This is a genomic window from Shewanella yunxiaonensis (assembly GCF_018223345.1).
Lineage (GTDB): Bacteria > Pseudomonadota > Gammaproteobacteria > Enterobacterales > Shewanellaceae > Shewanella > Shewanella yunxiaonensis.
The window spans coordinates 1,002,047-1,019,685 of the sequence record NZ_CP073587.1 but is presented as its reverse complement, the minus strand read 5'-3'; the positions used below and the strand labels follow the sequence as shown (position 1 = coordinate 1,019,685).

The following is a 17,639-nucleotide window of genomic DNA, read 5'->3' as shown; positions in this document are numbered from 1 at the left end:
CCGCAGTGGTAGCGTGACATCATCAAAGCAGGTGATAAAATGTCGCCCATTCAATTTCATGGGGTCCTGGGTAAATGCGAATCAGCCAATACCTGCTATCAACTCAAAAGGAAACTCCTGCCAACGCAGAAGTGGTTAGTCATCAACTTATGCTGCGCGCCGGGATGATCCGTCGCAATGCTTCCGGTCTATACAGCTGGTTGCCATCTGGTTTGCGTGTTCTACGCAAAGTGGAAGCCATCGTGCGCGAAGAGATGGAAAAAGCTGGAGCCATCGAAATCCTGATGCCAATGGTACAGCCAGGCGATCTGTGGGTAGAAAGTGGTCGTTGGGACAAGTTTGGTCCGGAACTGCTGCGCTTTGTTGATCGCAATAACCGCGATTTCGTATTGGGGCCAACTCACGAAGAAGTGATCACTGACCTGATCCGCAAAGAGATCAGCTCATACAAACAGTTACCGCTGACCCTGTTCCAGATCCAGACCAAATTCCGCGATGAAGTGCGCCCACGTTTCGGTGTGATGCGTGCGCGTGAGTTCCTGATGAAAGATGCCTACTCTTTCCATCTGGATCAGCAGACCATGGATGATACCTATCACGCCATGTACACCGCTTATTGCAACATCATGTCACGTATGGGACTGGAATTTCGCCCGGTACTGGCTGATACCGGTTCTATCGGTGGCAGCATGTCCCATGAGTTCCATGTGCTGGCCCAGAGTGGTGAAGACTTGATCGCCTACTCCACTGGCAGCGATTACGCCGCCAATATTGAGAAAGCTGAGTCACCAATGCCAACCACCACTCGCGCGGCAGCCACTGCGGTCATGCAATTGGTAGATACCCCCGATGCCAAAACCATTGACGAACTTGTCAGTCAGTTTGGTCTTGCCATCGAAAAAACCGCTAAAACACTGATTGTTCGCGGCGACAGCGAAGACACGCCATTGGTTGCAGTGATGGTACGTGGCGATCACGAGCTGAACGAAGTCAAAGCCAGCAAGCTGCCAGGCGTGCTGGCACCGCTGGAATTTGCCACTGAAGCAGAAATTCGCGCCGCCATTGGTGCCGGTCCGGGTTCGCTAGGCCCAGTTGGCCTGAAAATGCCGCTGTATATTGACCATGCGGTTGCGGTGATGAGTGATTTTGGCGCAGGCGCGAATGTCGATGGTAAGCACTATTTCAACATCAACTGGGAACGCGATGTCGCACTGCCACAGGCATTTGATATCCGTAATGTGGTTGAAGGTGAAACCACTCCAGACGGTAAGGGCGTTTATGCCTTCGCCCGTGGTATTGAAGTGGGCCATATCTTCCAGTTAGGTACTCGTTATTCACAAGCGATGAATGCGAGCGTGCTGGATGAAAACGGCAAGGCGCAAATCATGCTAATGGGTTGTTATGGTGTCGGCGTCAGTCGTATCGTGGCCGCTGCAATTGAACAGAATCATGATGATCGCGGCATTATCTGGCCAGATGCGATTGCGCCGTTCAAAGTAGGCATTCTGCCAATGAATATGCACAAGTCTCATCGCGTTACCGATATTGCGGAACAGCTTTATAAAGATCTGCAAGCCGCGGGTATCGAAGTGCTGTTTGATGATCGTAAAGAACGTCCTGGTGTGATGTTTGCTGATATGGAACTGCTGGGGATCCCTCACGCCATTGTGATTGGTGACCGTAACATTGATGCCGGGGTGTTTGAATACAAGAACCGCCGTACCGGGGAAAAACAAGAAATCCCGATGGCAGAGATTGTCGACTTCATCAAAAACGCCACCGTTTAACTTGAATTGAGTACCTTGTCTGACAGGGTACTCGGTCAAAAACAGTCGGCCGGTTACGCCCATAAAAAAACGCAGCAACGCTGCGTTTTTTTATGGGTAACTTCAAATCAAGCTTGGGTATTAACCCCACCGCCCTGAGACACCATTACCATCGCTGGGCGCAACAGACGCTCATTCAGCATGTAACCTTTCTGCATTACCAACATCACACTGTTAGCAGGATACTCGGAACTTGGCTGCATACCGATGGCCTGATGCTGCTCGGGGTTAAATGGCTGTCCTAACGGATCAACCTGCTTCACACCAAATTTTTCCACGGCAGCCAACAGGGTTTTCTGGGTTAGCTCCACCCCTTCAAACATCGCCTTCATGGTCTCATCGGCTTTATCAGCGCCCACCAAGGCACGTTCCATGTTGTCGATGACTGGCAGTAATTCGTTAACGAACTTCTCCAGAGCAAACTTATGGGCCTTTTCCACATCCAATGCCGCACGACGACGGATATTGTCCACTTCGGCAGCGGCACGTACCACTGAGTCTTGCTGCTCGAGGACTTTTGCCTGAACTTCAGCTAACGCCTTTTCCAGCTCTTCAATACGGAAATTGGCCTGGGTCAGTTCATCGATGGCACTGGCACCTGCAGTTTGTTCCGTGCTATTGCTCTGTGCAGCGGCAACGTTTTCCACCTGCTCCTGCTCTGCGTTATGTGACTCTTTGCTCATTTTCACTCCAGCTAAAAATGCCTTAAATGCTTTGTTTCTGCATGCTCTGCGCATATTATGGGGATCAATTGCGCCGTTTCAACCCTTGGGTTCTAAAAAGTATGACCGCAGAATTTCACACAATCGGCTTGATTGGTAAACCACACCATCAGGGCACTACTCAAACATTAAAGCGTTTGATGCACTGGTTGCAGGCTCGGCACCATCAAGTGTTGGTAGAAGAGCGGGTTGCCACGGAGTTAGGCCAAGGAGTTGAAGCCGTCGACCTACTGGAAATCGGCGAACGTTGTGATTTAGCCATTGTCGTTGGTGGTGATGGCAACATGCTTGGTGCTGCACGGGTGCTGGCGAAATATGATATTGGCGTCATCGGTGTCAATCGCGGTCATCTGGGATTTCTCACTGACTTACCACCAGATGCTTTTGAGGAATCACTGTCAAAGGTCCTCAAAGGCGAATATGAAACTGAGCACCGGTTTCTGTTGGAAGCGGAAGTTCACCGTCATGGCGAACTGAAAGCGTCTAACACCGCAGTGAACGAGGCGGTACTGCATCCTGGCAAAATTGCCCATATGATTGAATATGAGGTGTATATTGACGATCAGTTCATGTACAGCCAACGCGCAGATGGCATGATTGTCTCTACACCTACGGGGTCAACCGCTTATGCACTCTCTGCTGGCGGTGCCATTCTGACCCCTAATCTTGAGGCACTGATCTTGGTGCCGATGTTCCCACATACCCTCTCCTGCCGACCGATTGTGGTCGATGCCAAAAGTACCATCAAGCTAGTGGTTTCTCCTGATAATGGCGAAACACTGGAGGTGGGTTGTGATGGCCACGTAACGCTGGCGGTCATGCCGGGTGATGAAATCATCATTCGTCGCAATACCAGCGAACAATTGAAGCTAATCCATCCGAAAGGTTACAACTATTTTCACGTGCTTCGACACAAATTAGGTTGGGGCAGCAAGCTATTTTAACGAAAGTTTTCTAACAGAAAATCTGACGATTGATAACACTTTTGATACTTTCTTTCATAATTTGATTTTGAGAGAAATTATAGTGCTACACCAACTTTACCTGACCAACCCGCCTGAATCACTTTTTAACCACCTGTTTTTTAAGCTACATTTGTATTTGCTTATGTTTTGTACATATTTAGCTATTTCTAATGTGATCTACTCCACATTAGAAATAGCTAAACAAATCCTAAGTTTTAATCAATGGTGAAAAAATCAGATCAACAACTTTCAAAAACAGATGAAATAATGCCTATAAATAGAAATGCCACATAATCAATCAAAACCTCATTCCCTTACAGAATTATCTGTTAAAAAAACTTGTGATATTAATCACAATTAATACAATGTCTTTCCTGCGCAACCTCTCATAGCCGCAAAATGACGGCCTTCAGCCTTCTCATGATGATCTAGATCATGTTTAAGCTGAGCAAATTGACAAAGATTATCCACATATAAAAAAACTGGCCGAGATCCGTTGGGGGCTTGGACCGGAATAATGACAACTACAAGCAACATGAAAATAAGAGGCAAACATGACCTTTCTGCAACTCCTCGCAAGTCTGAGTCCAGTCATCAGCGTAATGCTGTTCCTGGTGTTATTACGTATGCCCGCATCCAAGGCGATGCCGATCTCTATGGTGATTACCGGTCTGGCTGCAGTGTTTATCTGGCACATGGATACTCATCTGCTGACTGCATCAGTCGTTGAAGGCCTGTTGGCAGCGATCACACCGCTGACCATCATCTTTGGTGCGGTATTTCTGCTGAACACCTTGAAATACTCTGGCGCCATGGACACCATCAGGGCTGGTTTCACTAATATCAGTGCTGATGCGCGGGTACAGGTGATCATCATCTGCTGGTTGTTCGGTTCTTTCATTGAGGGTTCTGCCGGCTTTGGGACACCTGCCGCTATTGCTGCACCACTGCTGGTATTATTGGGTATCCCGCCAGTGGCCGCTGCCGTTGTGGCATTGATTGCTGACTCCGTCTGCGTGTCCTTTGGGGCTATCGGTCTGCCAGTACTGTTCGGTATGGAACAAGGATTGATGCAAGGTGGTACTAGCATGGCTGCTAGCCAGATTGCCCAACACGGCGGTCATTACACTGGCTACGCTCAGTTCATTGCCAATCATATGATCACCATGGACCTGATTTGCGGTTCAATCATCCCCTTGATTATGGTGTCCATTCTTACCGGCTTCTTCGGCCGTAAGAAGTCCTTTAAAGAAGGCTTGGCAATCTGGAAATTTGCCCTGTTTGCAGGTTTCGCATTTACCGTACCTGCCTGGTTAATCAACTACTTCGCCGGCCCAGAATTCCCATCCGTTATCGGTGCGTTGGTGGGTATGGCATTGGTGATCCCAGTTGCCCGTAAAGGCTGGTTACTGCCGAAACAACCATGGCATGACTTTGCAGAAAATGAAGAAGGTGCGACAGTGGCACATGCTGAAGCCCACTTCAGCCAACTTGCTGCCTGGACTCCTTACTTGATTATGGCTGCATTGTTGGTGTTATCACGTACAGTTGCACCGCTGAAAGCCTGGTTAGCCAGCTTTAACATCAGCATCACCGGCATCATGGGCACCAGTCTGAAAGCCAGTTTTGCTACGCTGTATGCTCCGGGTGCCTTCTTCGTTGCTGTTTGTATCTTGGGCTTTTTCCTGTTCCGCATGAACAGTGAGGCCATCAAGAACTCAGTCACCGTTTCTTGTAAATCCATGATCCCAACCATCATCTCTCTGGGTGCATCAGTACCGATGGTGAAGATCTTCCTGAACTCTGGTGCCAACGAAGCTGGCCTGTCTTCTATGCCAGTTGCGCTGGCTAACCTGCTGGGTAGCAGTCTTGGTTCGGTCTGGGAATGGATAGCACCAATCGTGGGGATCTTCGGGGCCTTCCTGTCAGGCAGTGCCACCTTCTCTAACATGATGTTCTCTGGTTTACAGTACAGTGTTGCTGAAAATATCAACGGCAATCACACTCTTATCCTTGCGTTGCAGGGTATGGGCGCAAACGCTGGTAACATGATGTGTGTTATGAACGTGGTTGCTGCTGCGACTGTAGTAGGGATGGCTGGCCGCGAATCAGAAATTATTCGTAAAACTATGCCGGTAGCGCTGGGCTATGCGCTGCTGGCTGGGACCATCGCCTTTGTATGGGGCGGTTACTAAACGTAACTTATAACAGACTGGAAGCAGGGGCCGATGTAGCCCCTGCCAACTTATGTGGCTAATGTTCAAAAGAGATGTCTTATGTCAATCAATTATCAAGCTGTAACTGAAAGTCTGCGCCAGTTGCTGGGGGAACGCGCCGTTAGCAATGATCCGGTGCGACGTTTTGCCTGGTCGACTGACGCCAGTTATTTCCGCATTGTGCCGGAAGTGGTTGTTCATGCTGAAACGCTGGATGATGTGAAGAAGACCTTAGAAGTGGCACGAAAGCATAAAGCGCCGGTCACTTTCCGTGCAGCCGGTACCAGCCTTTCTGGTCAAGCGATTGGCGAAGGCATCTTGTTGATGTTGGGTTTTGATGGCTTCCGCACGATTGATATCAGTGCTGACTCCAACAAAGTAACACTGGGCGCGGCGGTCATCGGCTCCGATGCGAACGCGGCACTGAAGCCCTTGAATAAAAAAATCGGTCCAGACCCGGCAACACTGGCCTCGGCAATGGTTGGCGGTATTGTCTCCAACAACGCCTCAGGCATGTGCTGTGGTACTGCCCAGAACAGCTATCAGACCATCGCTTCAGTGAAACTGGTTTTGGCCGATGGCACTGAATTAGATACGGGCTCCGAAGCTTCAAAAGAAGCCTTCCGCCAATCTCATGGCGAATTACTGGAATCGTTGAAGAATCTTGGCGAGATGGCGCGTGCTAACGAAACGCTGGCTGCTCGCATCCGTAAAAAATATGCCATCAAAAACACCACAGGTTACAGCCTGAACTCGTTGGTGGATTTTGAAGACCCATTTGACATCATCAATCACGTATTGGTGGGTGCCGAAGGAACTCTGGCCTTCGTAAACGAAGTGACGTACCACACGGTAGACGAAGCTAAATTTAAAGCCTCAGCGCTGGCAGTATTCTTCAATATGGAAGACGCTTCCCGCGCAATCCCTCCCATTCAGGGTGAAAGTGTCGCCGCGGGCGAACTGCTGGACTGGGCCTCAATTAAAGCGGTTACCGGCAAACCGGGGATGCCTGACTGGTTGAGTGAACTGCCTGAAGGCGCAGCGATTCTGTTGATTGAATCCCGTGCCAACGACCAGGAAACCCTGGAAAAATACACCCAGGATGTTATTCAAAAGCTGTCACACATTGAGACTGAACGCCCAATTACCTTCAGTACCGATCCGGCAGTCTATGGCAAATATTGGGCAATGCGTTCCGGCTTGTTCCCTATCATCGGTGGTGCGCGTCCAAAAGGCACTTCAGTCATCATCGAAGACATCGCGGTAGAAGTCGAACATCTGGCCAGTTGTGCGCATGACCTGACCGCACTGTTCCACAAGTTTGGATATCATGAAGGAGTTATTTACGGTCACGCATTGGCCGGTAACTTCCACTTCATCATCACCCCGACATTCCATTCTGAAGAAGATATCACTCGCTTCCATGACTTCATGGATGCCGTCGCTGACATGGTGATCAATAAATACGACGGCTCAATGAAAGCAGAACACGGTACTGGCCGTGCGGTAGCCCCCTTTGTAGAGCTGGAATGGGGTCATGAAGCTTATACGCTGATGAAGAGCATCAAGCAGATCTTCGATCCACAAGGCCTGCTGAACCCTGGTGTTATCCTCAATGATGACAAACAGGTACACGTCAAAAACATTAAGCCATGCCCAGTGGTTGATGATTTTGTAGACCGTTGTATTGAATGTGGTTTCTGTGAAAAGACCTGTCCAACTTCAGCGTTAAACCTGACACCACGTCAACGTATCGCCACCCTGCGTGAAATTGCCCGTCTTGAAGAGATTGGTGACAAAGCCGCTGCAGAGCAAATGCGTGCCGCTGCCAAATATGATGTGGTAGATACTTGTGCCGCCTGTCAGTTGTGTACTATCGCTTGTCCAGTAGATAACAGCATGGGACAACTGGTACGTAAACTGCGTACGCCATACATCACCACTACGCAGCAGAAAGTGCTGGATTTCCAGGCAAAACACTGGGGCGCAGTGAACACCGCCTTGAGTAGTGGCTTCAATATTCTCAACATCATTCATAAAGTGACTGGCGACAGCATCACTAACGGCATGATGAAAGCTGGTCGGGCGATTTCTGCTGAAGTGCCATACTGGAACCCTGACTTTCCGAAAGGCGGCAATCTGCCTCAGCCATCGACACCAAAACCAGGCCAGCCTACTGTGGTTTACTTCGCAGCCTGTGGTGGCCGTACCTTTGGCCCGACACCGGTAGACCCAGATGATCGCACTTTACCGGATGTCGTTGTCACCCTGCTGGAGCGTGCCGGTTACAACATCATCACCCCACCAAAGACTCGTAGCCTGTGCTGTGGTCAGATGTGGGAATCCAAAGGTGATTTCAAAAATGCTAACGGTAAACGTGATGAGCTGATTGAAGTGCTGCGCCAGATCTCCAACAACGGTGAAATCCCGATTGTGATTGATGCGCTGTCATGTACCTACCGCACGCTGACTGGCAACCCAGACTTCAAGATCCTGGATCTGGTGGACTTCCTCCATGATGAAGTGATGCCGAAGCTGAAGCTGACTAAAAAAGCTAATGTGGCGCTGCATCTGGGCTGTTCTGCCCGTAAGATGCACATCGAACCTAAGATGGAAGCGATTACCGCGGCCTGTGCTGAACATATTGTCCGACCAGCGGGCATTGATTGCTGTGGTTATGCCGGCGAGAAAGGTCTGTATAAGCCGGAAATCAATGAAACTGCGCTGCGTAACATTAAGAAGTTGCTGCCAGCGGAAGTACACGAAGGTTACTATGCCAACCGCATGTGTGAGGTGGGATTAAGTCACCATAGTGGTGTGCCATATCGTCATCTGGCATATCTGCTGGAAGAATGCAGTCGCGGATAATTGATAACCAAGGGGAGTGATTACTCCCCTTTTTCATTTATGCGATGTAAAAAAATTTCGTGGTAAAAATCCAACGGAAATATAAAAATAAAATAATAATAATCAAATATTTATATTTTTTCATTTTTGAAAAAATATAAATCATCATTTACTGAATAGGTACTGTCGCTCTGTTGAGCTAAGGTATATATTCGCAAGCACATTCGACAATCAACATAAGCTGAAGCAGTGACCCACACTGCCACCTGTCCGAATGTGAGCAAAGTTGATAAAAGCACTAAGGAAACGCCATGAAGATAGCTTTATTTATCCCTTGTCTGGTCAATCAGCTGCTACCACAGGTAGCGATTGCCACAACGGAGTTGCTGGAAAAACTGGGGCATGACGTGATACTGCCAGAAGGGCAAACCTGCTGTGGTCAGCCAATGACCAACTCAGGTTGCTTTGACGAAGCGCGCAGTACCGTGATGAAGTTGCTCAATGCGTTCAAAGGTGTCGAGTGTGACGCCATTGTCTGCCCAGCTGCCTCCTGCCTGGTGGCCGCCAAGGAAAACTTCCACGAATATGACAACAGCCCTGAAGCCAAGGCTGTTATCGATAAGCTCTATGAGCTAACCGAATTTTTACATGATGTGGCTCCGGTAGCTAGCTTCCCACGCCCATTCCCACATAAAGTCAGCCTGCAGTTATCCTGCCACGGTCTGCGTATGTTGGAACTGGCTAACGCGAGCGAAAGCATGAAACCCGGCTTTAACAAGATGGCGGCATTGCTGGAAAAAGTGCCAGGCGTCGAGATCCTCTATCCAGAACCTCGTGATGAATGCTGTGGTTTTGGCGGTACGTTTGCCATGGATGAAGGCGCAGTATCGGCCAAGATGGGCAATGATAAAGCCCAGGCACACGCAAATACTGGCGCCGAATATATTGTCGGATTTGACCCATCCTGTCTGATGCACCTGGATGGATTAGTCCGTCGTCGCAAACTGCCGATTGAAATCCGCCATCTGGCGCAGATCCTCAACGACGCCATCTAGGAGCCACGTGATGTCACAAGCACAAACCAGCGCTGGCCACGCCGACAAGGCCGATATTTTTTGCAAAGACGAAGCCCGGGTAGACTGGCACTCCAAAGCATTGTGGTTACTGCGCCAGAAACGCGATCGCGCCGCCGCTGCGGTCCCGGAATGGGAAGAGCTGCGTACTCTGGGTTCAGAAATCAAACTGCACACGCTGACCCACCTGCCCCAGTATTTGGAGCAGTTTGAAGCCAACTGCCAGAAGAATGGCATTATCGTTCACTGGGCCAAAGACGGTGATGAACACAACCGCATCGTCCATGAGATCCTCAGCCAGCACCAGGTGAAAAAACTGGTGAAATCCAAGTCGATGCTGACAGAAGAATGTCACCTCAACCCTTATCTGGAAAGTAAAGGGATTGAAGTTATCGACACCGACCTCGGTGAACGTATTATTCAGCTCAACAAGCAGCCACCATCACATATTGTGGTGCCGGCAATTCACCTGAAAAAAGAGGAAGTGGGTCAGCTGTTCCACGAAAAAATTGGTACCGAAGCCGGTGCCAGTGACCCGACCTATCTGACCCGTGCAGCGCGTGCCCATCTGCGTGAGCAATTTCTGACGGCGGATGCCGGTATGACCGGGGTAAACATGGGGATTGCTGAAGAAGGCGCCATCGTGGTGTGTACCAACGAAGGTAACGCCGACATGGGCTGCAATCTGCCGAAACTGACATTGCACTCCATGGGGATTGATAAACTGATCCCGAACAAGGCCGCAGCATCTGTATTGCTGCGCACACTGGCGCGTAATGCCATCGGACAGTTGATCACTACCTATAGCAGCTTCTACCACGGTCCCAAACCTGGTGGTGAAATGCACATCATCATCGTGGATAACGGCCGTAGCGAAATGCTGCAGGATAAACTGCTGGCAGAAAGCCTGAAGTGCATCCGCTGTGGTGGGTGTATGAATACCTGTCCTGTTTACCGTCGCAGTGGTGGTTACAGCTACAACTACTTTATTCCTGGCCCGATCGGTATCGCCGTTGGTTCAAAACACGATGACACCAACACTATTCCATGGGCTTGTACCCTGTGTGGTTCCTGTACCTATGTCTGCCCGACCAAGGTACCGCTGCACAACATTATCGCTTATCAACGGCGTCTCAAAGCAGAAGCGGGCAAACTGCCTTATGGCAAAGCTGGCTATATGCCAATGGTGGGCAAAGTGATGTCCAGCCCGACCTTGTTGAACTGTGCCATGAGTGTGGCCCGTTTCAGTCTGCGTTATCTGCCGGGCAGTCTGCTCAAGCCATTTGCCGGGGCTTGGGGTAAATACCGTGAGCTGCCAAAAGCGCCCGCCTCCAGTTTTGAGGCTTGGTACAAGAAGAACAGGAGCAAATAACATGTCCAGTAAAGCCGAAATGCTGGCAGCACTTAAGTCTGTCGCCCTGCCTGAACATCCAATGCCTGCAATTGAGATTGCGCCGCGTCTGGATGATTTGATAGGCCAATATGAAGCCAGCCTCAAAGCCTGTGGTGGCACACTGATCAAAGATAACGCCATGGAGGCGTTACAGTCTCAGGTAGCAAGCCTGGTAGCGGAAGGCAAGCAGGTGATTTCGCGCGTAGATGCCGTGGCCGGTAACCGTGAGGTGCCAAGCGATCCGCATGCGCTGAAAGATATCAACTACGCGGTGATCTCCGGGCAATTAGGTGTTGCCGAAAATGGTTCCATCTGGGTAACCGAAGATCTGGCCGGGATCCGCATCGCACCGTTCATTTGCGAAAACCTGATGCTGGTGCTAAAAGCCGAAGATGTTGTGGCTAACATGCACCAGGCGCTGGCGAAAATCAGTCTGGATAATACCGGTTTTGGTGTGTTCATTGCTGGGCCATCAAAGACTGCTGATATCGAACAAGCACTGGTTATCGGTGCCCATGGGGCCTGCACTTTGAATGTGTATCTGATTTAATCTTCAGTTACCGATATGAAAAGCCGCAGTGATGCGGCTTTTTCATTGGGTTAATTTACTGTTTATTAGTCTCGTCGGTTTGCTGTTTAATCACTTGCTGTAACTGTGACCAATGCTTGCTTAAGCCGGTTAGCAACTCCATCGGCAAGGGAAACACAATGGTTTTGGTATTTTCCCCGGCGACTTCCGTCAACGTTTGCATATAGCGCAGTAATAACGCATTAGGTTCTTCAGAAAGGGTGTGAGCGGCTTCCACCAGCTTCTGCGAGGCTTCTTTTTCACCTAAGGCATGAATCACCTTAGCGCGCCGTTCACGTTCCGCCTCTGCCTGTCTGGCAATAGCGCGGATCATGGTCTCATTGAGATCCACATGTTTGATCTCAACATTCGCTACCTTAATGCCCCAGATATCGGTATGGGCATCCAGGATCTGCTGAATATCGGCATTGAGCATATCGCGGTTGGCCAACATTTCGTCCAGTTCATGCTGACCGAGAACCGAACGCAAGGTTGTCTGTGCCAGCTGACTGGTCGCATCGAGAAAATCTTCCACATTGATAATCGCCTTCTGCGGGTCCACTACGCGGAAATACAGCACCGCATTAACCCGTACCGACACGTTATCACGGCTGATCACATCCTGTGACGGCACATCCATTACCACGGTACGCAAATCCACTCTGACCATCTGCTGCACCACGGGGATCAGAATGATCAATCCGGGGCCTTTTACCTTATAAAAGCGCCCTAACAGAAAAACTACGCCTCGTTCATATTCCCGCAGAATGCGAAACATCGACAGAATCAAGGCCAATACCAACAGTAAGCTCGCGGCAATGGAAATATTCATACTGGAAATCATTTCATTCATAGCTGACTCCTCTGGCTATCGCTCGTGGGTGACAGATGTAATGTCAAACCCCTGATACCATCTACCCTCACTTGCTGGCCTGGCTGCAAAGGCATGTCACATTCAGCCTGCCAACGCTCCCCCATAAACAATACTTGGCCGCGGCCAGGGAACCCCGATTCTACTTTTGCATAAGCGCCAATCATGGCATCCAGGCCAGAGACTAAGGCCATGCGTCTGGCCCGAAGAATGAACGTCAGCAACACCACAAAAAACAGCACACTCAATAGCCCCAGCACAAATATGACCGGCCAGGCGATACGGTATGCCTCCAGGTCACTGTCTATCAGAAAGATGGAACCGAGAACAAACGACACTACGCCACCAAAACCGAGAATGCCAAAGCTCGGCACCAGTGATTCAGCTATAAGCAAGGCAATACCCAGTAACAACAGCCCCACCCCGGCATAATTCACTGGCAATAGCTGGAACGCGTATAACGCCAACAACATACAGATGGCACCGGCCACCCCGGGGATCCCAACGCCTGGATGATAAAATTCCAGAACCAACCCATAAATGCCTGCCAGCATCAGAATGTAGGCGATATTAGGATTGGTGATGGCATTGATAAAGCGGGTGCGCCAATCGGGACGCTGATCTATAAGGTCAGCGTTAGCGGTGTGCAGTAACACGGACCCGGCGGCAGTTTGTAGCTGTTTCCCATCAAGTTGGAGCAGCAGTTGCTGTGGCGATATGGAAATGTAATCAATCACCCCAAGCTTTAATGCTTCAGTTGCTGTGAGTGTCGCCGCGTCTCGCACTGCCTGTTCCGCCCACTCGGCATTACGCCCCCGCAGCTGCGCCAAACTGCGAATATAGGCGATAGCATCATTGAGCATCTTTTTCTCAGCACTGGAAGGTGTCGCGTCATCTTGTTTGGACTCAGCGCCGCCCAACTGAATGGGAGTAGCCGCACCAAGATTGGTTGCGGGTGCCATCGCCGCCACATGACAGGCATATAGCATGTAAGTACCGGCACTGGCCGCTCTCGCGCCTGAAGGATAGACCAGACAAGCCACAGGGACCGGCGACGCCAAAATGGCCTGATTAATATCGCGTAAGCTGGAGACTAAGCCGCCAGGCGTATCCAGTGTGATCAGCACCAATTCCGGCTTTTGTGGGCGAATGGCTGCCAGCGCCAGTGCCCGATGCAGGTAATCACTGACACCTGGGCCGATCGCCCCCTGCACCTGCAACAACACCACCTGCGGGCGAGTATTGGATACCTGGGCTACGGCCACCGGTGCCAGCAGTAAAGATGTCATGCTCAGCAGCAATAACAAAAGACGTATCAAGGTCATAGCAGCTTCTCCAAACGCTATAACCTAAGCATAGTAGTTTTTGCCACACAGCAATTGGCTGGAGAACTTCAGAGAATGGGAGACAGGGTGATGCCAGCAGACATCCCCCTGGAGAATTCAGGAAAAAGCGCGGACTAACAGCTGCAGAATGATACCGGAAATGATGCCTGCCAATACGTCATCGGCCATCACGCCCAAGCCGCCTTTGACATTTCTATCCAACCAACGAATTGGCCAGGGCTTCACAATATCGAAGAAACGGAACAGGACAAATCCCACAATCGGCCACTGCCACCCATGCGGTGCCGCTAACATGGTCAGCAGATAACCGGCGACTTCATCCCACACAATCGCCTTATGGTCATGCACCCCCAAGTCGCGACAGGTTTTATCACAGATATAAACCCCAGCAACGCACACCAGGATGGTGATTATCACGTACATTGGCAACGGCAACAGACTGAGCAGCAGATACAAGGGAACGGTCGCCAAAGTCCCAAATGTCCCCGGAGCTACTGCCGCCAACCCACTGCCAAACCCGAGCGCCAGAAAGTGCACGGGGTTACGCAAGCTTAACGCTGCTAAGGCCTTGTCTTTTGAAAAGAAATTCATTGAAAATGCTCGAATCCGATAGGGGCAGGTACAAATTCTTCACCACGGAACTGCAATTTAAGCTTATTTAGCGCCTGAATTTGACCGATCTGTGAAAAACGCACGCCGGCATGGCTCAAGGCCGTATCCAATGCGCCCCGTTGCGCTTCTGGCACGGTGAACAACAGTTCATAATCTTCACCGCCTGATAAGGCATAATTGATGGCAGTTTCAAGCGCTACACTGTCACGCATCGCAGGTGACAGCGGCAACTTTTCCACATCAATTACTGCCCCGACGCCCGAAGCTTTAAGAATATGCTTAATGTCGGAATTGAGTCCATCCGACAGGTCGATAGCACTGGAGGCCAGCCCTCGCAGTGATTGCCCGGCCAGCACGCGTGGCGACGGATGATAATGACGATTGATGAGATAATCCCGATGTTCACTGCTGACTTCGCGTTTCCCCAGCAAGATATCCAGCCCTAAGGCCGAATCGCCAAGACTGCCGGTAACATAAATCCAGTCGCCTGGCTTAGCACCACTACGTGTAATCGCTTTGCCTTCCGGCACCTGTCCATGCACGGTAATAGTGATAGATTTGGGGCCTCGGGTGGTATCGCCGCCCACCAGGGAGATCATGTAATAATCAGCGGCTTCAAACAACCCGGTCGCAAATGCTTGCAGCCAGACATCATCAGCGGTTGGCATGGTCAGCGCCAGCGTCATCCAGGCGGGCTCGGCGCCCATTGCCGCCAGATCCGACAGATTAACGGCTAATGCTTTATAACCTAATGCCTGGGGAGGCATTTGCGGCAGGAAATGCACATTTTCTACCAAGGTGTCGGTAGAAATTGCCAATAATTTATTCTCGGTGGGTTTTACCAGTGCACAATCATCGCCAATGCCCAGTTTCACATCCTTGCGGTGCTGGCTTTGACCGGTAAAGTAATGTTCGATTAGTTGGAATTCTTTCATTGTTACTCTGGCCGCTTTCGGCCTCCCGTCTGGCAATGAAAAAACGGTACCCGCAGATACCGTTTATCGAGTCCCGCAATTACTTGCTGTTAACCAGCTTATCCAGGATGCCGTTAACGAACTTATGGCTGTCTTCCGCACCAAAGGTCTTGGCCAATTCTATGGCCTCATTAATCACCACTTTGAATGGCGTATCTTTACGATATTTCAGTTCAAAAGTGGCCAAGCGCAGAATCGCTTTTTCTATCGGGTCAACTTCATCCAGCGGACGTTGTTCCAGATGCGGGATGATCAGTTGATCTAACTCCATATGTTTGCCAGCAGCGCCCACAAACAGCTCGCGGAAATAGGGCACGTCGACCCCATCGATATTCTGTTCAGTCAGAAATTCGTGCTCAACATCGGCAACATTGTTCCCGCTTAACTGCCATGAATACATGGCCTGTACCGCTAACCGGCGGGCTCTGCGGCGTTCAGAAGGTTTCATGGTGGTTCCTGTTACAGATGTTGTTCAAGCTGTTGCAGCACGTTGATCATTTCCAGCAGACTCAGCGCTGCTTCTCCGCCCTTATTGCCGACTTTCACACCGGCGCGATCAATCGCCTGCTCGATGGTGTCGGTAGTCAGTACCCCGAAGGCCAGCGGAATATCAAATTCCAACGCAACATGTGCTAGGCCCTTGTTACATTCACCGGCAACGAAATCAAAGTGCGGCGTGCCACCACGGATCACAGCACCCAGCGCTATAATACCGTCAAATTTTCCACTGGCGGCAACCCGGCGGGCAGTCAAGGGCAACTCATAAGCTCCTGGAACCCGAACCACAGTGATATTGTCTTCACTCACCTGGCCAAAGCGCTTGAGCGTATCCAGCGCACCTTCCAAAAGACTGTCCACAATAAAACTGTTAAAGCGGGACACAACAATCGCCACTTTGGCATTTTTTGCTTCGATATTACCTTGAACCACGTTCATGTCGTTACCTAACTAAACTAAAGAGCACCCGATTAAGGGCAAAAATCGGCGCTATAATAGCATGCAATCCGTGCCCGCGCCGCTGAGTTTTAACAAATAATCACTTAATTACTGTCAGAGTCATCCGGAATATACTCGGTGACTTCCAGACCAAACCCCCCCAGCGAATGATAACGCTTAACTGAGCTCAATAACCGCATGCGCTTGACGCCGAGGGTTGCCAGGATCTGTGAACCAACACCAACCCGCTGCGAAGTTTTCTGAGAACGGTGAGGTAACGCTTGTTCGCCTTTATCTTCAGCTTCGAATGCTTTGACTTTGGCGATCACATCACTCATCGGTTCCTGATTACCTAACAGCAACATCACGCCGCCTTCCTTACCAATGAGTGCCATGGCTTTATCGAGCGGCCAACTGCGGACTTCATCGCGTTCGGAATACAGCAGATCGTGGAAAGTGTTTTGCAGATGCACTCGCACCAGCAGGTTATCAGTAATTTCCCCGCGTACCATCGCATAGTGCAACTGGTTATCGATGGTGTCGCGAAACGCGTGCAGTTCAAACTCACCGAAACGGGTTGGCAGTTTACATTTACCTTCCAAAATCACGGTGGTTTCGGTGTTATTGCGATATTCAATCAAGTCGGCAATGGTGCCCACTTTGATACCATGCGTCTCGGCAAATGCTTCCAACTGTGGGCGACGTGCCATAGTGCCATCTTCGTTAAGCACTTCAACAATGACGGCCGCAGGCTCCAAACCAGCCAAACGCGCTAAATCACAGCCAGCTTCGGTATGGCCGGCACGTACCAGCACCCCGCCATCTTGTGCCATCAACGGGAAGATATGTCCGGGTTGCACGATATCTGCTGGTTCAGCATGCTTGGCAACGGCTTTCTGAACGGTTACCGCGCGGTCGTGGGCACTGATGCCCGTAGTAACACCTTCGGCCGCTTCAATGGATACGGTAAAATTAGTCGAAAACGGCGCACTGTTATCTTTTACCATTAACGGCAAGTGCAGCTGCTGACAACGTGCTTTGGTCAAGGTCAGACAGATCAGCCCACGGCCGTAACGAGCCATAAAGTTGATCGCTTCCGGGGTGATTTTTTCAGCGGCAATAATGATATCACCTTCATTTTCCCGGTCTTCGTCATCCATCAGAATGACCATTTTACCCTGACGGAAATCCTCGACGATCTCTTCAATACTGTGTAACGCCATGATACAACCCCATATACGACTTTAGGAGCCACACTTTGGCAGCAATTGGGCTCGCCAAAATCGTGGT

At 50.3% G+C, this 17,639-nt stretch carries 15 protein-coding genes; 7 read left to right on the top strand and 8 right to left on the bottom strand.

Features of this window, described 5'->3' with window-relative positions; translation table 11 throughout:
* Positions 1 to 74: 74 nt before the first annotated feature.
* Positions 75 to 1,787, top strand: coding sequence for a proline--tRNA ligase (locus KDN34_RS04760; protein WP_212595774.1), 1,713 nt, complete (start codon positions 75 to 77; stop codon positions 1,785 to 1,787).
* 107 nt (positions 1,788 to 1,894) lie between these two features.
* Here the strand turns inward: KDN34_RS04760 and grpE are convergent, their stop codons facing one another.
* Positions 1,895 to 2,509, bottom strand: a complete 615-nt coding sequence (gene grpE, locus KDN34_RS04755; RefSeq protein WP_212595773.1) for a nucleotide exchange factor GrpE — start codon at positions 2,507 to 2,509, stop codon at positions 1,895 to 1,897.
* A 101-nt stretch (positions 2,510 to 2,610) separates the two neighbouring features.
* Between grpE and nadK the strand changes: the two genes are divergently transcribed.
* The 6 genes from nadK to KDN34_RS04725 all read left to right on the top strand — a co-directional run bounded on the left by nadK (position 2,611) and on the right by KDN34_RS04725 (position 11,592).
* A complete protein-coding gene (nadK, locus tag KDN34_RS04750) occupies positions 2,611 to 3,492 on the top strand; it encodes an NAD(+) kinase (RefSeq protein ID WP_212595772.1) in 882 nt (293 codons plus the stop codon).
* A 575-nt stretch (positions 3,493 to 4,067) separates the two neighbouring features.
* Positions 4,068 to 5,708, top strand: a complete 1,641-nt coding sequence (locus tag KDN34_RS04745; RefSeq protein WP_212595771.1) for an L-lactate permease — start codon at positions 4,068 to 4,070, stop codon at positions 5,706 to 5,708.
* An 81-nt stretch (positions 5,709 to 5,789) separates the two neighbouring features.
* The gene (locus KDN34_RS04740) at positions 5,790 to 8,597 is read left to right on the top strand and encodes an FAD-binding and (Fe-S)-binding domain-containing protein (protein ID WP_212595770.1); all 2,808 of its coding nucleotides are present in this window, start codon (positions 5,790 to 5,792) and stop codon (positions 8,595 to 8,597) included.
* A gap of 290 nt (positions 8,598 to 8,887) precedes the next feature.
* Positions 8,888 to 9,631: a (Fe-S)-binding protein gene (locus KDN34_RS04735; RefSeq protein WP_212595769.1), complete on the top strand. Its 744-nt coding sequence runs from the start codon at positions 8,888 to 8,890 to the stop codon at positions 9,629 to 9,631.
* Between the two features lie 10 nt (positions 9,632 to 9,641).
* A complete protein-coding gene (locus KDN34_RS04730; protein WP_212595768.1) occupies positions 9,642 to 11,021 on the top strand; it encodes a lactate utilization protein B in 1,380 nt (459 codons plus the stop codon).
* A gap of 1 nt (position 11,022) precedes the next feature.
* Positions 11,023 to 11,592 (top strand): LutC/YkgG family protein, encoded by a 570-nt coding sequence (locus tag KDN34_RS04725; protein ID WP_212595767.1) that lies wholly within the window; start codon positions 11,023 to 11,025, stop codon positions 11,590 to 11,592.
* Positions 11,593 to 11,647: 55 nt separating this feature from the next.
* Here KDN34_RS04725 and KDN34_RS04720 read toward each other — a convergent pair whose 3' ends face one another.
* The 7 genes from KDN34_RS04720 to ribBA form a co-directional block, all read right to left on the bottom strand.
* The gene (locus KDN34_RS04720; protein ID WP_407695792.1) at positions 11,648 to 12,454 is read right to left on the bottom strand and encodes a slipin family protein; all 807 of its coding nucleotides are present in this window, start codon (positions 12,452 to 12,454) and stop codon (positions 11,648 to 11,650) included.
* A gap of 5 nt (positions 12,455 to 12,459) precedes the next feature.
* On the bottom strand, positions 12,460 to 13,806 hold the full coding sequence (locus tag KDN34_RS04715; RefSeq protein WP_212595765.1) for an NfeD family protein: 1,347 nt from the start codon (positions 13,804 to 13,806) through the stop codon (positions 12,460 to 12,462).
* A 117-nt stretch (positions 13,807 to 13,923) separates the two neighbouring features.
* Complete coding sequence (locus KDN34_RS04710) at positions 13,924 to 14,418, bottom strand: phosphatidylglycerophosphatase A family protein (protein ID WP_212595764.1); 495 nt, start codon at positions 14,416 to 14,418, stop codon at positions 13,924 to 13,926.
* A complete protein-coding gene (thiL, locus tag KDN34_RS04705; RefSeq protein ID WP_212595763.1) occupies positions 14,415 to 15,374 on the bottom strand; it encodes a thiamine-phosphate kinase in 960 nt (319 codons plus the stop codon). The genes KDN34_RS04710 and thiL overlap by 4 nt, the downstream gene beginning before the upstream one ends.
* A gap of 79 nt (positions 15,375 to 15,453) precedes the next feature.
* On the bottom strand, positions 15,454 to 15,861 hold the full coding sequence (gene nusB / locus KDN34_RS04700) for a transcription antitermination factor NusB (RefSeq protein WP_212595762.1): 408 nt from the start codon (positions 15,859 to 15,861) through the stop codon (positions 15,454 to 15,456).
* An 11-nt stretch (positions 15,862 to 15,872) separates the two neighbouring features.
* Positions 15,873 to 16,349 (bottom strand): 6,7-dimethyl-8-ribityllumazine synthase, encoded by a 477-nt coding sequence (ribH, locus tag KDN34_RS04695; RefSeq protein ID WP_212595761.1) that lies wholly within the window; start codon positions 16,347 to 16,349, stop codon positions 15,873 to 15,875.
* A 104-nt stretch (positions 16,350 to 16,453) separates the two neighbouring features.
* Positions 16,454 to 17,572, bottom strand: a complete 1,119-nt coding sequence (gene ribBA, locus KDN34_RS04690; RefSeq protein ID WP_212595760.1) for a bifunctional 3,4-dihydroxy-2-butanone-4-phosphate synthase/GTP cyclohydrolase II — start codon at positions 17,570 to 17,572, stop codon at positions 16,454 to 16,456.
* Positions 17,573 to 17,639 lie beyond the last annotated feature (67 nt).

Coding starts and splice junctions, on each gene's coding strand:
- KDN34_RS04715 (WP_212595765.1), bottom strand. CDS start 13,806: ATGACCTTGATACGTCTTTTGTTATTGCTGCTGAGCATGACATCTTTA.
- KDN34_RS04720 (WP_407695792.1), bottom strand. CDS start 12,454: ATGATTTCCAGTATGAATATTTCCATTGCCGCGAGCTTACTGTTGGTA.
- KDN34_RS04730 (WP_212595768.1), top strand. CDS start 9,642: ATGTCACAAGCACAAACCAGCGCTGGCCACGCCGACAAGGCCGATATT.
- KDN34_RS04740 (WP_212595770.1), top strand. CDS start 5,790: ATGTCAATCAATTATCAAGCTGTAACTGAAAGTCTGCGCCAGTTGCTG.
- nusB (WP_212595762.1), bottom strand. CDS start 15,861: ATGAAACCTTCTGAACGCCGCAGAGCCCGCCGGTTAGCGGTACAGGCC.
- nadK (WP_212595772.1), top strand. CDS start 2,611: ATGACCGCAGAATTTCACACAATCGGCTTGATTGGTAAACCACACCAT.
- KDN34_RS04735 (WP_212595769.1), top strand. CDS start 8,888: ATGAAGATAGCTTTATTTATCCCTTGTCTGGTCAATCAGCTGCTACCA.
- grpE (WP_212595773.1), bottom strand. CDS start 2,509: ATGAGCAAAGAGTCACATAACGCAGAGCAGGAGCAGGTGGAAAACGTT.
- ribH (WP_212595761.1), bottom strand. CDS start 16,349: ATGAACGTGGTTCAAGGTAATATCGAAGCAAAAAATGCCAAAGTGGCG.
- KDN34_RS04710 (WP_212595764.1), bottom strand. CDS start 14,418: ATGAATTTCTTTTCAAAAGACAAGGCCTTAGCAGCGTTAAGCTTGCGT.
- ribBA (WP_212595760.1), bottom strand. CDS start 17,572: ATGGCGTTACACAGTATTGAAGAGATCGTCGAGGATTTCCGTCAGGGT.
- thiL (WP_212595763.1), bottom strand. CDS start 15,374: ATGAAAGAATTCCAACTAATCGAACATTACTTTACCGGTCAAAGCCAG.
- KDN34_RS04760 (WP_212595774.1), top strand. CDS start 75: ATGCGAATCAGCCAATACCTGCTATCAACTCAAAAGGAAACTCCTGCC.
- KDN34_RS04725 (WP_212595767.1), top strand. CDS start 11,023: ATGTCCAGTAAAGCCGAAATGCTGGCAGCACTTAAGTCTGTCGCCCTG.
- KDN34_RS04745 (WP_212595771.1), top strand. CDS start 4,068: ATGACCTTTCTGCAACTCCTCGCAAGTCTGAGTCCAGTCATCAGCGTA.